The organism is Hymenobacter sublimis (assembly GCF_023101345.1).
Taxonomy (GTDB): domain Bacteria; phylum Bacteroidota; class Bacteroidia; order Cytophagales; family Hymenobacteraceae; genus Hymenobacter; species Hymenobacter sublimis.
On the sequence record NZ_CP095848.1, the window covers coordinates 2,503,046 to 2,518,489 of the forward strand.

The following is a 15,444-nucleotide window of genomic DNA, read 5'->3' on the forward strand; positions in this document are numbered from 1 at the left end:
ACCATCGTGCTTGATCCGGCGGCCGAATAGTCGAAGCAGGACATGTTCATGAGAGGCGCTGCTTAATTCCTGACCCGTACCCGTGCTGCTGAGCCGCACGAAAGACCTGCTCCAGTTTAAACGGCCCGCTACTGGGGGCCTACTCTGACGGAAGTAGGTCCTTCGTGCGGCTCAGCGGCACGGGTTTCCAAGGCCCTTCGTATTCTTACCGATTGTAAGCACAGCCAGCCACTTGATGTTAAGCAAGAACAAAACCACTCGTCAGCGGGTGCTGCGCGTGGTTGTGCACGTCGCGGCCTGGGTGGGGGTAGCCTTTATTCCGCGTCTGCTGTCGGATAACCCGCCGCCATTTCAGCTACGACACCTGACGCTGCCGCTGCAGCTGGCGGGCTACTTCTACCTGAATTACTACGTGCTGATTCCGCGCCTTTTTGCCCGGAAGAAGTTTGCGCTTTATTTCCTGGTAGCCTTGGGTTTGCTGGGGTTGATGTACATGCCCATGCTACTGCGGATGGCGGGCATTATCCAGCCCATGCACCACCGGCCGCCGGGCGCCATGCACTACTCGCGGCCGCCCCAGGGTCTGTGGGTGATGGGCATTCTGGTCTGGATTATTAGTAGCGGCCTGCGCATTACCAGCGAATGGTTTGACGCCGATAGCGCCCGGCGCGACCTGGAAAACAAGCAACTCACGGCCGAGCTGGCCTTTCTTAAGTCGCAGGTAAGCCCGCACTTCCTGTTCAACACGCTCAACAACATCTACTCCCTGGCTCAGTTGAAATCAGACGACACGCCGGAGGCCATCATGCAACTGTCCCAACTCATGCGCTACATGCTATATGAGTCGGCCGCCGCTAGGGTGCCGCTGGCCCGCGAGACGGAGTACCTGCGCACCTACATTGACTTGCAGCGCCTGCGCCTCGACCCCGAGGAAGTAGACATTCGGTTTACCGTGGATGGGCCTCTGGATGGGCATTTAATTGAGCCTATGCTGTTGATTCCGTTCGTGGAAAATGCCTTTAAGCACGGCATCAGCGCCCAGAACTTTTCGCGCATTGCCGTGAATTTGATTGTGCGCGAAGACCAATTGCTATTCACGGTGCAGAACTCGCGCTTTCCCCGCACCGGCGGCCACGACCCCAACTCCGGCATCGGGCTACCCAACGTGCGCCAGCGCCTGCACCTGCTCTACCCCGACGGCCGCCACCAGCTGCACGTAGAGGAAACCGACGATGAATTTATGGTAGAACTCACTCTGACTTTAGCGTATGCTCCGGTGCCTGCTCGTTGATGATGAACCCCTGGCCCTGCGCCTGCTCACCAGCTACGTGGAGCGCGTACCGTTTCTGGAGCTGGTGGGCACCTGCCGCAGCGCCCTCGAAGCCATGACGGTGCTCCAACAGGAACAAGTAGATGTGCTGTTTCTCGATATTCAAATGCCCGACCTCACGGGCATCGAGTTTGTGCGCAGCATGCAGCCCCAGGCCCTCGTAATTTTCACCACCGCCTACGAGGGCTTTGCCCTGGAAGGCTTCAACCTGAATGCCCTAGACTACCTGGTCAAGCCCATTGCCTTTGAGCGGTTCGTGAAAGCCGCCCAGAAAGCCCAAGAACGCCTGGCGCCCCACCAGCCCGAGCCGGCTGCCGCCCCGGCCCCTACCCCGCCGGCCGCGCCCAGTGCTACCCCCCACGACGACTACATCTTCGTGAAGGCCGACTACCACACCCAGCGCCTCAACCTGCGCGACATCCGCTACCTGGAGGGCCTGAAGGACTACATCAAGATTTACGCCGGGGCCAAACCCATTCTTACTCTCAACTCCCTGAAGGCCTTCGAGGACCGCCTGCCGCCCCAGGATTTCGTGCGCGTGCACCGCTCCTACATCGTGGCCGTGGCCCACATTGACTCCATCCGCAAAAACCGCATCTATATGGGCGAGGCCATTATCCCCATCGGCGAATCATACGCGGAGGCCTTCTTCAAACTGATTGAGGAGCGCAACATGCACTAGGGGGTGAAATGGTGACATGGTGAAATGGTGATTGAGCGAATAAAAAGGCCCGTCGTCCTTCGTCGCCGCTTGATGCACGGAATGCCCAGGATGACGGGCTTATAGGAAAGGCGTAAGCAGAAAAGCCAGCCCCACGATGACGGGCGGATAGTGCCAGAAACGCTACTCCGTTTCTGGTAAGCGCAGAACCGAAAGTCAGCGGAACCAGGAGAAACGTACGTAGCGCTGAGTTACGCGGCTTTCGTCCGACGCCACAGCTTTTCCGCTCGTCAGCCGTACAAATCGGCACCCCGATTCCTCTCGCCTAATGCCCTGCCTTGCAACCTCCGACCGTTACAGCATTCAACTGCCCGCCGGCCACCGCTTCCCTATTGCCAAATATGCCCTGATTCGGGAGCAGTTGCTGTGGCAGGGCATTGCCCCACCGGAAGATTTCTACGACCCGGGGTTGTGCGCCGAGGAGGATATTTTGCGGGTACATTCCATGGAGTACTGGCAGCGCGTGCGGGACTTGCAGCTCTCGGCGGCGGAGGTGCGGCGGCTGGGGTTGCCCCAGAGTCCGGAGCTGGTGCGCCGCTCCCTGAGCAGCTCGGCCGGCACGGTGCAGTCGGCGCGCAAGGCCCTGGAGCACGGCATTGGCCTGAGTCTGGCCGGGGGCACCCACCACGCGTTCCGCGACCGGGGCGAGGGGTTTTGCGTGCTCAACGACATAGCCATTGCCGCCGCCCACCTGCTCCACCACGGCTTGGTGCGCCAAGTGCTGGTAGTGGACCTAGATGTGCACCAGGGCGACGGCACGGCCAGCATTTTCCGGGAGGAGCCGCGCGTATTTACCTTTTCCATGCACGCCGGCGCCAATTACCCCCTGCGCAAGGAGCAGTCGGACCTGGACGTGGCCCTGGACCTGGGCACCGACGACGAAACTTACCTCCGCATGCTGCACGACACCCTACCTCGCCTACTCGCCCAAGTTCAGCCCGATTTCATCTTCTTTCAAGCCGGCGTTGATGTGCTGGCTACCGACAAGCTCGGCAAGCTGGCCCTAACCCAAGCCGGTTGCCGCCGCCGCGACGAATACGTTTTGCGCCTCTGCCAGCAGCACCAGCTGCCCGTAGCCGTGAGCATGGGCGGCGGCTACTCTGAGCAGCTCCGCGACATTGTGGATGCCCACTGTACCACCTTCCGGGTGGCCTACGAAGTGTTTGGGTAGCCTACTCCGGGCGCAGGCTCGCCAGCGTAAAAATGAACAAAGGAGGCGGCCGGAGTTACACCGGAAACGAAACCGTAAAGGTTGAGCCTACCCCTACCTCGCTCTGCACCCTGATAGTGCCGCCCCCATTTTCTATCAAGCGCTTCACAATATAGAGGCCTACACCCGTACCCTCCACGTGGGTGTGCAGGCGCTGAAACAGGCCAAACAGCTGGCGTTGTTGCAGTTCGTTCAGCCCCAAGCCATTGTCCTGCACGGTAAGTAGCACGTATTGCGGTGTGCTTTCGGCGCGCAGCTGCACCCTGGACGAACGGTTCGGGTCGCGGTACTTCACGGCGTTGCTGAGCAGGTTGTACACGATACTGCGCAGGTTTTGCGGGGCAAAGGAAATCAGCAAATCCGGGGCTACTTCCACCATGAGCTGGGTAGCGGCGGCCTGCAGGTCGGGGGCCAGGTCCAGGCGTACATCTTCCACCACCGCCGCGAGTAGCACCGGCTCGGCAGGGGCGGCGTGGGCCAATTGCAGCTTGGAGAGGTCGGTAAGCTGGGCAATGGTAGTTTGAAAGCGCGCCACCGTGTGGTCGAGCAGGTCCAGCAAATGACTAATCAGCTCGTGCTGCTGAACTTCCCTGGGCAGATGCTCCCGCAAGGCCAGCATGATGCTTTCGATGTTGGTGATGGGCGCCTTGAGGTCGTGGGAGGCCGTGTACACGAAGGTGTCCAGGTCGATGTTGGTGCGCGTGAGCTGGGCGTTGGTTTTGCTGAGCTCGTCGTTGGAAGCCGCCAGTTCCTGGTTTAGGTCCTGCACGCGTTGGCGGGCCAGCACCTGCTCGGTTACCTCGGTAGCCACCACCGTCACGGCCGTAATTTGGTCGCCCCCATCATGCAAGGGCTGGTACACAAAGTTCCAGTACACCAAGTCGCGGCGGCCGTGCCGATCAATGTGGGAAGGCAGCTCGTTGGCGACGTAGGGCACGCCGGTAGCCATTACCCCATCGAGCAACTGCTCGAAGCCTTGGCCCGCCGCTTCGGGCAGCAGCTCGAATAAGGGAGTGCCCAGGGCCTGCTCCGGCGTGCGGCCCCAAATGGCGCACACGGCCGGGTTGGCCAGCTCAATGACGTATTGCGGCCCCCGGAAAATAGCAATGGCTACTGGCGCCTGCTCAAACAGTTCATGTAACCGGCGTTGCTGAACCTCGTGCTGCTGCCGGGCCAGCACCTGATCCGCTACGTTGTAGGCAAAGGTGGAAATACCCACAATCTCCCCGTTTTCGTGGAAGGCTTGGTAGGTGAAGGTGAAGTACATCAGCTTCGGCGGGCCCTCAGGCTGAGCAATCAGCAGGGGCAGCTCCTCGCCGTAGTACGTTTCGCCGGTTTGATACACGTGGTCGAGCAGGGCTAGCACTCCGCTGTCCACGGTTTCGGGAATGGCCTCCGCAACGGTGTTGCCCAGAATCTGGCGTCCCGGAAAAAACTGCAGGTACGCGGCGTTAGCGTATTCGTACCGGTGGTCTGGGCCGCGCTGTATGCAGATGGCGGCCGGCGTTTGCGCGAATACCTGAAACAAGGTGTTGCGTTCCTGCACCTGGTGCCGGGTAGCTGCCACCAAATCGGCCTGTAGCGCCTCCGCCTGCTGCCGAGCCTTTACCTGCTGGGTTATGTCGGTAGCCACCACAATGACGCCCGATACGGTGCCCTGCTCAGTTCGCCACGGCAGGTACACAAAATCAAAATACACCAGCTCCTGCTGGCCGTGGCGCTTCAGGTTGGCCGACAGCTCTTTGGCGACAAAGGGCTTTTCGGTTTCCATGACTCCGGCCAGCAACTCCTCGTAGCCCGCTCCCTTTGCTTCGGGAATGGCTTCAAACAAGGGCTTATGCAATACTTCCGCGGCCGTTTTTCCCCAAAGCTCCAGGTGGGCCGCGTTTACCAGTTTGATGACATGGTCGGGCCCCTCGAAGATGGCAATAGCCACGGGCGCCTGCTCAAATATGTTCGTCAGCTCTGCTCGTTGCCGCTCGGCTTCCGCCCGGGCGGCCTGCTCGCGGGCCTGGCTCTGGCGGAGGGCCTGTTCAGCGGCGCGCTCGTTGTGCTCCTGGCTAAAGGAAAAACTCACCAGCAGGTGCTGGCCCAGGCGGCGGCCCACTACCCGGCAGTAGGTGTCATACTGTTCATCCTGGTAGAGCTCCTCATAGTGCCGGGGCTCATCGGAGCCGAATGCCGCGACGTGGAAGGCAAAGGCCCCGCTGCTCCTCGCCTGCGGAAACTGCTGCAGATACGTAGTGGTAGGCTGCGCCGGCATCCCCAGCAGGCGTTGAGCCGCTGGATTGACGTAGGAAAAGACGAAGTCCAGTATTTGCCCCGTGGCATCCAGCACTGGCGTGTAACACACGATGCCACTAATTGATAGATCCAGCAATGCGGGCAACAACTCGTCGGCAGGAGCCAGACTCAGCGGAAGTGAAAGCACGGAGAGATAAGAGAGTTACGCGAAATCAGCAGCCTAGAAAAGCTACCATAGATACACCGTACAACAATAAGCGAAAGTAGCACACCAGCCCCAGTTGAAGCGCTACACTAACACCTGCGTCACCAAGAGGCCCTGCTCAGCACCTATAAGCGGGAAAAGTTCTAATTACCTGGGAGCTATTACCCAGAATATACGGGTACAAACGGGGCTGGTTTTAGGTAGTGGCCCTGCGCCTGCTACCCCGCCGGCTTCACGTAACTCCTGCCTTACCTTTGCCCCATGAATCTGCATAACCCCGCCACCGACCTGCCCGCCGCCAACGCCCTACCCGTTTCAGCCCCGAGAGAAGCGCCCGGCACCCCGGCCCAGCAGGCGTTTCGGGCGGCCGTGGAGCAGGTAGAAGGCCTGCGCCAGCGCCTGCGGGAAGTGCGCCAGGAGCAGGCCGAAGCGCGCCGCCGCTATTGGCAGCAGGTGGGCCCCGCGGCGGCTACCGTGGTGGAAGCCCGCCGCGCCCTGTTCGGGCCCCTGGAAGAAGCCTTGCTGCTCGACTACTTCAGCCGCCTGGAGCACCGCCAGATTCAGGAGGTGATAGTCGGCAATGCGCGGGCCCTGCAGGATAGGTTTGGGGAAGATGCCGAGGATATTCTGCGTAAATACGCCCCGCGCCGCCGGGTGGAGGAAGCGGATGATGCTCCTGCCTCCGAGGCCCCTACCCCTACCATCGACCCCAACTTGCCGCCCCACGAGCAAGCGGCGGCCCACGCCCGCACCCGCCGCAAATCCAAGGCCCAGAAAGCCGAGGAAGCGGCCGCCCAGCAGGCCCGGGAAGAGCAGCAGCGCCTGCTGTCGAACACCAAAACCCTTTACCGCCAGCTGGCCCGCCTGCATCACCCCGACCTGGCCCGCGACCCAGCCGCCCAGCAGCAGAAAACGGCTCTGATGCAGCGCATTACCGAGGCCTACGAAACCAACGACCTGTACACCCTGCTGCAGCTACTCTCGGAAGCCGGCCCCACCGAGGCCACCGACGACGACGTGCTGGCGCGCTACACCCAGGCCCTGCATCAACAAACAACGGAGCTTAAACAGCAGCTGAACGCCCTGAAATTCGGTGAAAACGGCTTTTTCGGGAGTACCGGCAAGAAACGGGAGCAGGAAATCCGCCAGCTCAAGCGCCACCTGCGCGCCGAGGCGGAGTACCTAGCCCACGTTCGTCAGCGTATGCTGGAGCCGGAGGGCCTGCGCGAAGTGCTGCGCCAACTTGCTGCCGAGGGTCACGAAACGGTGTAAATCAACTCCTTCACTTCTTTTCCCAGCCTACATCCAGGCGTACCTCGCGCGCTGTGCTTGGTTCGCTCCCCACGCTGTCATTCCGACGCAGGAGGAATCTGGGGTGGAGCGCGTGAACAGCAATTCTCAGCTTGTCATGCCGAGGCATAGCCGAAGCATCTCGCGGGCTGACACTTGGTTTACTACCTCAATGTCAGCCCGCGAGATGCTTCGGCCATGCCTCGGCATGACGTTTTTTAGCTCTAAATTCGTTGCAAAACGGCTGCTCTTCGCCTCATAGCCTTCAGGAAGTGATATTTGGTTCATTCTGCGCCGGGAGGATGGCCGGAGTGCTTGCTTACCGTAGAAACTCGGCTACCTGTTCCAGCACTGCAGGGTCGCGCATGATTTTGTTGTGGCCCAGGCCAGTGGTGGGCCGGAAGTCGAGGCCGGGCCAGCTGGCGGCTATTTCCTGGGCCTCGGCGAAGGGAATACTAGCATCGTCGTGGTCGTGAAAGAGCATGGCACGGCCCACGGGCAAGCGGTGGCCGGTGCGGACGAGGCTGAAGCTTTCCGCGTCGCGGCCGTGCTGCTCGCGTACGTAGCGGGCCATGCGGGCCACCACTGCCGGGGGCAGCTGGAGCAGCTCAGCGAAGCGCTGGGCCACGGCGCTGGTGCTCCCCGGAACGGCCAGCAATACCAAGCGGGGCAACTGGCCGCCCTTGGTCTGGTTAAAGCGCACGGGCACACCAGCCGTGGCAGCCCCACCCAAGGAATGCGCCACCACGGCGTACACCTCGCCCAGCTCGTCGGCTACGGCCTGCACGGCGCGGGCGTAGGCGGGCAGCGTTACGCGCGTACCGGCGGATGCCCCGTGGGCGGGCGCATCCAGGGCTACTACCCGAAAGCCCGCTGCGGCCAGGTGGCGGGCCATGGCCCCCCAGAAGCTGGCCCGATGCTCCCAGCCGTGCACCAGCAGCACCGTGCGCTGGCCCGCCGGGTTCCACTCGTAGGCGGCCACTTGGCCCCGATTGATGGTTACCTCGAAGCGGCGCGCCCCGGCCAGGGCGGCAGGCTCCCACTTCTTTTCGGGCAGCCGGCGCGGGGTAGTAAACAGCTTCCAGGCGGCACCAAAAGCCAATTCTGTAGAAAGCGCCGCTAGCAGCCGAAATTTCAACTGCAACAAACGAATAGCGGACGGCAGGGCGGCCGGGACAGGGGCCGAAGCCGGAGAAGTAGAAGTACTCATGTGGGGGCAAATATCCGCTTCCTTCCGCACTCTGCGGGCAAGAGCTGGGGCAAGCTCAACTGTTTGCCCCATTTCCCGTATCGGCACCCAGCCCATTTACCCCGCCGATTTTCGCCTGTTTTCTGCGCAGGCAGCTACGATGTTATTGAATCTATCCGACTTACAAGTACAATACCGCTCTGATGTATCACTCCTGCGCGTGCAATGGCGCGCGCCCCACCAGCGCATGACCCGGTTTCAGGAAGGCATGAACGCTGTGGTCTACCTGCTGGAGCTCGGCGTAGTTCACACTGCCATTCTCGACCTGCACTACCTGCCCAATATTAGCCTCGACGATCAGTATTGGCTGGCAACCAACTGGCTCCCCCGGATTTCAGTGCCCGCCCTGCAGCAGGTAGGCGTGGTGCTACCCTCTTCTAACCTCTATAACCAGCTGGTAGTAGAAAGCCTTATTCATATAAGCCGGCACTTCATGCACTACGATATCCAGTTCTTTGGTGCTGCCGCGGAGGCGCTGGACTGGTCCGTGGGCAGCCAGCAACCAGACCTGCAGCTAGCCCTGGAAAGCGAATGGGCGGCCTATACGCCGGGCCCACTGCCGCACTAGGTTGCGCGGGCGAAGATGGGTAGGCCAGCCGGCATGGTGCTTTCCGTCGTCATTGCCCTGGGGGCGCAGCTTCTGATCGGCCGTTGTTTGGGTTACGGGACCTGACGGACGAGGACGACAGGCTTGCGGATGGCCGGCAAACCGGTTTTTTCTGATTCCAACTTCCCCCTATTTTCTACCTCCCCGGTTAGGTAGCCTAGCCTAGCCGGGCCAGCAGCTCCTCCACTTGCCGCTCCAGGCGCGTTACCCGCTCCTCTACCAAGGCCGGTGGGCGCAAGTAGGTACTGAACACACCTTGCACTTCCCATACTTCCAGGGCATCTGTAAAAGGCACGTCCTGCACCGGATAGTCGGGGTTATCGGCCCGCAGGCGTAGCACGTTGTCGGAACGGTGCTCCAGCAGCCGGCGCACCAACAGTTGATTTTGCAGCACGAAGGCGTACAGGCGGCCCGCCCGCAGGCGCAGCGTGGCCTTGTCTACCCGGCAGGTTAGCAGCACATCCTGGTGCCGAACGGTGGGCTGCATATCCGCGCCCTGCATCTCAAAGGCCCGGGTGGCGCCCCCTAGCTCGGGCGGAAACGTTAGGGTAGCCAGGCCCTGCACAAAAGCGGCGTCGTGGTGCCGCACAATGTACTCCATGAGCCGGGCCGTGGGCACGTAGGGAGTAGCTCCCGAAGTTCCCTCCGAAGCGGCGTCGGCCGCTGGGGTATCTGGTTGCTGGTACCGCTCAAAACCATAGAGGTCGTTTACGGTCAGTTCTTTCGTTAGTAGCAGGTCAACGGAAAGGCCAAAATGATGAGCAATCTGAATTAGCGTCTCCATTTTGGGCTCCGAGCGGCCCTCTTCGTAAGCCCCTACGCTGGGACGGGCCAGCCCGAATAATTCGGCAAAAGCCGCCTGACTCAGCTTTTTAACCGTTCTTATCTTGCGGATGTTCTTTCCGACGTGTGACATCGTAGCAAAAATATTTTCGCTCAAACTTTGAGCATATACTGAAACTTCAGTACCATTGCATCGTAAAACTACCAGAATACAGTGAACTGCTTTGCTGAATTCAGCTATTTTTTTGAGCCAAACTTAGTCGCTGGCTCTACCTGGCCAAGGCAGGTAGCACTCGGTTCGCTTTTTCTTCTACCCTTATATCCACTGTATGGTCAACCGCTACTTTACAACTATCAAGGGCTTTTTGCTGGAATTGGGCTTTGATATCCGCCACGAAGAGGCGGCCGCCAACGTTCTGGTTGTCAATAAGCTCGACCAGGGTATCCGGCATCTGGTGCTTAGCTGCGGAGAACCGCTTTTGATTCTGGAGCAGCACCTGCTGGATTTGCCGGGCCCTTCCTGCGAGGTGTACCAGCAGTTGCTCCAGAAAAACCGCGACATCATCCACGGCGCCTTCGTGCTGGATGAGTCGGGCCGCAAGGTCATCTTCCGCGACACCCTGCAGCTAGAGCACCTCGACCGGCCCGAGCTGGAAGCGGTATTCAACTCCCTGGCCCTGCTGCTCAGCGAATTCAGCGACGAGCTGATTGCCTTTTCCAAGGCTTGATCTTCGAGGCGGCGAAGCTCCAGCTTTGTCCGATGTGGCCCGCGCCAAGGCCCCGTACTGCCCACCGGCGTTCTACCTAGGATGCGAAGCTGGAGCTTCGCGCTACCCCTCATTCATCCTACACTGCTATGAACCTTTTCACGCGTCTCTTTAAAATCGGCCAGGCCGAAGCGCATTCGGCCGTTAATCAGCTCGAAGACCCAATTAAGCTCACGGAGCAAGCCTTGCGCGACCTGCGCCAGGACCTAGACAAAGCCCTGCACGCGCTGGCCGAGGTGAAAGCACTGGCCATCCGCAGCCGTAATGAGGCCGAAACCGGGCGGGCGCAGGCGCTCGAATACGAGGGCAAAGCAGTGCAGCTACTCCAGAAGTCGGGCCGCCAGGAGTTGGCTCCGGCCGAAGCTGACCGCCTCGCCACGGAAGCCTTAACCAAAAAGGCCCAGCACGAGGCCCACGCCATCCGCGCCGCCCAGGAGCAGGAGAAGTTCGAGGCCTCGGCCCGGCAGCTCGACGAGAATGTGCAGCAGCTTAAGCAAACCATTTCGCAGTGGGACAATGAGTTGCGCACCCTCAAAGCCCGCGTTACGGTTAGCGCCGCCACCAAAACCATCAACCAACAGCTAGCCCAGCTCGACTCATCGGGCACGGTGGCCCTGCTGGAACGTATGAAGGAAAAGGTAGCTACCGAGGAAGCCCTGGCCGAATCGTACGGGCAGATTGCCCAGGAAAGCAAATCCATTGACCAGGAAATTGACAGGGCGCTGGGCAAAGATGGCAGCAGCCAGGCCGCTACGGAGTTGCAAGCTCTCAAGGCGAAGCTGGGGCTGTAGGCAATGCTGTCAATAGCTCAGATATATCATGAACCCAGGCTAGATTCAATGCACATGAATACCCGTGAAAAAATTCTCCTGTATGCAGGCAGCGCCACGATAGTTCTCATTGCCCTAGCCCGCATTCTGCACTATCTCGAGGCAAAAGAAATGGGTTCTATGATGGTACTTGGCTGGGTGCTCATTCTTAACGCCTACCGGAACTATGCCAAGCGCCTGCAGCGCCGCAACGCCGAGCTGGAACTCCTGGTAACTCCGCCATCAGCCCCGGCAGCGTAACGTTTCCCTGGCCCTCTTCCCTACCTCAACCCATGAAACTACTCCATTGGATTGGCGTGGTTTTTTGACCACGGCCAGTCTGCTGAACCTGTTTGAGCAGCTACCACCTTCGTCGGTGGTCAGAATACCGGTTGCTGGCATTGGCCTGTACGGCGCGAGGGTAAGCCGCTACCTGTGCCGGCCGGAGCACGAAAAACGCGCGCTGCGGTAGCTGCCGGTGGGGGTAGTAACCTGCTAATATGGTGGAGCTTTGCTGGCTTTTTCGGTTCTTTCCGACCTAGATGCGCGCTAATGCGGCGCGGCTTGCTTTTTTGGTACGATGACTGACCTGTTTCACGCGGCGCTTTTGCCAGCCAATCTGCTGCCCACGGCCCTACTGGTATTTGTGCTGCTCTACTGGCTGACCGTAATTACCGGCCTGCTCGATTTCAAGTCCCTGGATTTGGACGTGCATCATCACCCGGAGCTGCACCACACCCACTTTCACGCCCCTGAGGGCATGGGCGTAAGTTGGTTAAATCACGCTTTGGCTTTTTTCAACCTGGGTCGGGTGCCGCTGATGGTGTTTGTGGCTTTTGTGGCCCTACCGCTGTGGGTAGGCAGCATTCTGCTTAACTATTACCTGGGTAACAGCTCTTGGCAGCTGGGGTTGCTGCTACTGCTGCCGTTGCTGCTGGTGGCGCTGCTGGTTGCCAAGGTCCTGACCACGCCGTTCGTGCATGTGTTTGCCGCCTTCGAGAAAGACCACCACGATGGTACCCGGCCCCTGGGCAAGGTTTGCACCATTCTGCTACCCGCCAGCCAGCAGCACCTGGGCCAGGCCAGCGTGGCAGTGCCCAACGGCGCCCCCCTGATGCTCAACGTGCGAGCCGCCGACGCCACCACGGAGCTGCGCAAGGGCGACTCGGCCCTGGTGATTGATTATGATGAGCAGCGCCGCTGCTACGTAATTGAACCCTACGAGGTGTCCTGAGTGCTAAATTCTGCTACCTTTAGTGCACGCTTTACTCGCCATGAATCAGGTGTTTAAGTCCAATATAAGCTGGTGGCTTTTCGGGCCGATTCTGGGCGGCCTGGGCTTCTTTTTGCTGCTGGCCGTAGCCCAGCAACGCTGGGTAGCAGGCCTGGTGGTGCTCGTACCGGTCTGCTTTATTATCTATCTACTCTTGTCCACTGCCTACACCATTACGCCGCAGAAACTCATTATTACATCCGGGCCGCTGCGCCTGCGCCTGGCAGGACAGGACATTACCAGCATCTATCCTACCCATACCCCCATTAGCTCCCCGGCCCTTTCGCTCGACGACCGATTGGCAATACGCTACGGCAAGTTTGATTCCGTGCTGGTATCACCCGCCGCCAAGGCTGGTTTTCTGGCTGGGTTGTTACAGCTTAATCCTGCTATCCGTCATGATTGACTTGCTGGGTACTCTAAAAACGTTCTGGCACTGGCTGGGCAGTCTGCTGCTGGATGGCCTACTGGCCGATTTCTTCGCTTGGCTGGCCGAGTGGCTGTTTCCGTGAGCTACCCGCTGGCGCTGAGCCTACCCCAACCTTTTCTTTCCTAACCTTCTGCCGGCGGCTCCTGCCCTGCGCGGACAGGAACCGGCATCCCTAGTCTCTACCAACCCGCGCCCTAGCTAGGGCGCCCTACCTCTGAATCTATTTCTTTACCCCTACCCCCTACTTCCATGTTGGAACAACTCTCCCTGGCGGTGATACTCATCGTTGCCGTCCTCTTATTGGGCTTTCTAGCCATCATTGCCCGCATGTACCAGAAGGCGGTGCAGGGCGAAGCCCTCGTCCGGACCGGCATGGGCGAAACCAAGGTTTCCTTTAGCGGCATCTTCATCGTGCCCATCCTGCACAAGATGGAGGTGATGGACATCAAGCTCAAAACCATTGTTATTGCCCGGGCTGGCTCCGAAGGGCTGGTCTGCAAAGACAATCTGCGGGCCGATGTGAAGGTGAACTTCTTCGTGCGCGTCAACAAAACCCACGATGACGTGCTGAACGTGGCTCAGAGCATCGGGGCCCACCGCGCCTCCGACCCCGCGGCCCTGGAAAACCTCTTCGACGCCAAGTTTTCAGAAGCGTTAAAGACGGTAGGCAAGCACTTCGATTTCATCGAGTTGTATAATTCCCGCGAGCAGTTTAAGCAGGAAATCCTGCGCATTATCGGCACCGACCTGAACGGCTACGTGCTCGACGACTGCGCCATCGACTACCTGGAGCAAACCCCGCTGACCGCGCTCAACCAAGACAATATTCTGGACGCCGAGGGCATCAAGAAAATCATTGCCCTGACCTCGGAGCAGAAGATTCAGGCCAACTCCATCCAGCGGGAGCAGCAGAAAACCATCAAGAAGCAGGACGTTGAGGCCCAGGAAACCATCCTGCAGCTGGAAAAGCAGCTGATTGAAAACCAGGAAAAGCAGAAGCGCGAGGTAGCCAATATCAAGGCTCGTGAAGCCGCGGAGGCCGAAAAAGTACAGCAGGAAGAGCGTCTGAAATCAGAGCGGGCCCGCATTGCCACCGAAGAAGAAGTGCGCGTGGCTGAGCAGAACCGCGACCGGCAGGTGCTGGTGGCCGAGCGCAACAAGCAGCGCACCGACGCCGTGGAAACCGAGCGCGTCGCGCAGGCCCAAGCCCTGGAGGCCAACGAGCGGGAGCGGATTGTGGCCCTGGCCCAGATTGAAAAGGAAAAGGCTCTGGAAGAAGAGAAAAAGAACATCCAAACCATCATTCGGGAGCGAATCACGGTAGAAAAAGCCACGGTTCAGGAAGAAGAAAAGATAAAGGACACCCGCGCCCAGGCCCAGGCCGACCGCGAAAAGCTGGTGGCCCTGACCGCCGCCAAGCAGCAGGCCGAAGCCGCCACGGTGGCTCTGGTAGGCAATGCCGACATGGAAAAACAAGCCGCCGAGTTCCGCGCCAAGCAGGCCCTAATTGACGCCGAAGCCGAGAAAGCCGCCGCTGAGTTCAAGGGTCAAGCCATTCGTACCCTGGCCGAAGCCGAAGCCAGCAAAGCCACCGCCGTGGGCCTAGCCGAAGCCCAGGTGATGCAAGCCAAAGCCACCGCCCGCCAGAAAGAAGGCGAAACCGAGGCCACGGTGCTGCAGCTTACCGCCGCCGCCGAAGCCCAGGCCATTCAAGCCAAAGCCGGTGCCCAGGCCGAAGCCGACGAAAAACTAGGCCTGGTAGCCGCCAAAATCAACCGTGAAAAAGGCCTCGCCGACGCCGACATCATTCAGGCCAAAGCCGACGCCGACCAGAAGAAGGGCCTGGCCGAAGCCGCCGTATCGGAGCAGAAGTTTGCGGTGGAAGCCAAGGGCATCGAGGCCAAGGCCGACGCCATGAAAAAGCTCGATGGCGTGGGCAAAGACCACGAGGAGTTCAAACTGCGCCTCGACAAGGAAAAGTCGGTGGAGCTGGCCCAGATTAGCATTCAGAAGGACATTGCCGCCTCCCAGGCCGATGTTATCGGCGAGGCCCTCAAGGCCGCCAAAATCGACATTGTGGGCGGGGAAACGATGTTCTTCGACCAGATTATTGGCTCTATCACGAAGGGTAAGATGGTGGACCGCGCCGTGCACAACTCCGAAGTGCTGGGCACCGTGAAAGACGCCTTCTTCTCCCTGGACGGGGGCGGCGACTTCAAAACCAACCTGCGTCGCTTTGTGGATCAGTTCGGCCTGAGCAGTGAAGACATGAAGAACCTCAGCGTCTCGGCCCTACTGCTAAAGATGATGAACCAAGCCGGCGACGACGCCACGCGTGCCACCATCACCCAGCTGGCCAGCACCGCGCAGGTGATGGGCATCGGCGACAAGCCGGCCAAGATGCTAGAGCTGAAGTAAAGATTGACTACCCCAGCTAGAAACTAAAACTAAAAACTAGCTCCCCTCCTCAGATGAGGAGGGGTTGGGGGTGGTTGACCCGCACGTCTGAACAACCTACTAGTTTTA

General features: G+C 59.9%; 14 protein-coding genes. 11 read left to right on the top strand and 3 right to left on the bottom strand.

Annotated elements, in window-relative coordinates; all coding sequences use genetic code 11:
- Positions 1-235 precede the first annotated feature (235 nt).
- The 3 genes from MWH26_RS10455 to MWH26_RS10465 all read left to right on the top strand — a co-directional run bounded on the left by MWH26_RS10455 (position 236) and on the right by MWH26_RS10465 (position 3,222).
- Complete coding sequence (locus MWH26_RS10455) at positions 236-1,291, top strand: sensor histidine kinase (RefSeq protein ID WP_247974230.1); 1,056 nt, start codon at positions 236-238, stop codon at positions 1,289-1,291.
- Entirely contained in the window at positions 1,269-2,012 is a 744-nt protein-coding gene (locus MWH26_RS10460; protein ID WP_247974231.1) for a LytR/AlgR family response regulator transcription factor, read from the top strand. Before MWH26_RS10455 ends, MWH26_RS10460 begins: the two co-directional genes overlap by 23 nt.
- A 307-nt stretch (positions 2,013-2,319) precedes the next feature.
- Positions 2,320-3,222 carry a histone deacetylase family protein gene (locus tag MWH26_RS10465; protein WP_244696563.1) on the top strand — a complete coding sequence of 301 codons (903 nt, stop codon included), beginning with the start codon at positions 2,320-2,322 and terminating at the stop codon, positions 3,220-3,222.
- 55 nt (positions 3,223-3,277) lie between these two features.
- On the opposite strand, the gene MWH26_RS10470 is transcribed toward MWH26_RS10465, so the two are convergent.
- Positions 3,278-5,692, bottom strand: coding sequence for a PAS domain-containing sensor histidine kinase (locus MWH26_RS10470; RefSeq protein WP_247974232.1), 2,415 nt, complete (start codon positions 5,690-5,692; stop codon positions 3,278-3,280).
- A gap of 279 nt (positions 5,693-5,971) precedes the next feature.
- Here MWH26_RS10470 and MWH26_RS10475 point away from each other — a divergent pair, with 279 nt between their 5' ends.
- A complete protein-coding gene (locus tag MWH26_RS10475; RefSeq protein WP_247974233.1) occupies positions 5,972-6,982 on the top strand; it encodes a J domain-containing protein in 1,011 nt (336 codons plus the stop codon).
- 337 nt (positions 6,983-7,319) lie between these two features.
- Here the strand turns inward: MWH26_RS10475 and MWH26_RS10480 are convergent, their stop codons facing one another.
- On the bottom strand, positions 7,320-8,210 hold the full coding sequence (locus tag MWH26_RS10480; RefSeq protein WP_247974234.1) for an alpha/beta fold hydrolase: 891 nt from the start codon (positions 8,208-8,210) through the stop codon (positions 7,320-7,322).
- 139 nt (positions 8,211-8,349) lie between these two features.
- On the opposite strand from MWH26_RS10480, the gene MWH26_RS10485 reads away from it, so the two are divergent.
- Positions 8,350-8,817: a hypothetical protein gene (locus tag MWH26_RS10485; protein WP_247974235.1), complete on the top strand. Its 468-nt coding sequence runs from the start codon at positions 8,350-8,352 to the stop codon at positions 8,815-8,817.
- A gap of 196 nt (positions 8,818-9,013) precedes the next feature.
- Here MWH26_RS10485 and MWH26_RS10490 read toward each other — a convergent pair whose 3' ends face one another.
- A complete protein-coding gene (locus MWH26_RS10490; protein WP_247974236.1) occupies positions 9,014-9,772 on the bottom strand; it encodes an XRE family transcriptional regulator in 759 nt (252 codons plus the stop codon).
- A gap of 196 nt (positions 9,773-9,968) precedes the next feature.
- Between MWH26_RS10490 and MWH26_RS10495 the strand changes: the two genes are divergently transcribed.
- The 6 genes from MWH26_RS10495 (at position 9,969) to MWH26_RS10520 (ending at position 15,336) form a co-directional block, all read left to right on the top strand.
- The gene (locus tag MWH26_RS10495; protein WP_244696569.1) at positions 9,969-10,367 is read left to right on the top strand and encodes a CesT family type III secretion system chaperone; all 399 of its coding nucleotides are present in this window, start codon (positions 9,969-9,971) and stop codon (positions 10,365-10,367) included.
- 128 nt (positions 10,368-10,495) lie between these two features.
- On the top strand, positions 10,496-11,197 hold the full coding sequence (locus tag MWH26_RS10500; RefSeq protein WP_247974237.1) for a PspA/IM30 family protein: 702 nt from the start codon (positions 10,496-10,498) through the stop codon (positions 11,195-11,197).
- Between the two features lie 54 nt (positions 11,198-11,251).
- Complete coding sequence (locus MWH26_RS10505; protein WP_247974238.1) at positions 11,252-11,476, top strand: hypothetical protein; 225 nt, start codon at positions 11,252-11,254, stop codon at positions 11,474-11,476.
- A gap of 319 nt (positions 11,477-11,795) precedes the next feature.
- Entirely contained in the window at positions 11,796-12,449 is a 654-nt protein-coding gene (locus MWH26_RS10510) for an OB-fold-containig protein (RefSeq protein WP_247974239.1), read from the top strand.
- A 40-nt stretch (positions 12,450-12,489) separates the two neighbouring features.
- Positions 12,490-12,894 (top strand): PH domain-containing protein, encoded by a 405-nt coding sequence (locus MWH26_RS10515; RefSeq protein ID WP_247974240.1) that lies wholly within the window; start codon positions 12,490-12,492, stop codon positions 12,892-12,894.
- Positions 12,895-13,167: 273 nt separating this feature from the next.
- A complete protein-coding gene (locus MWH26_RS10520; protein WP_247974241.1) occupies positions 13,168-15,336 on the top strand; it encodes a flotillin family protein in 2,169 nt (722 codons plus the stop codon).
- Positions 15,337-15,444: the final 108 nt, after the last annotated feature.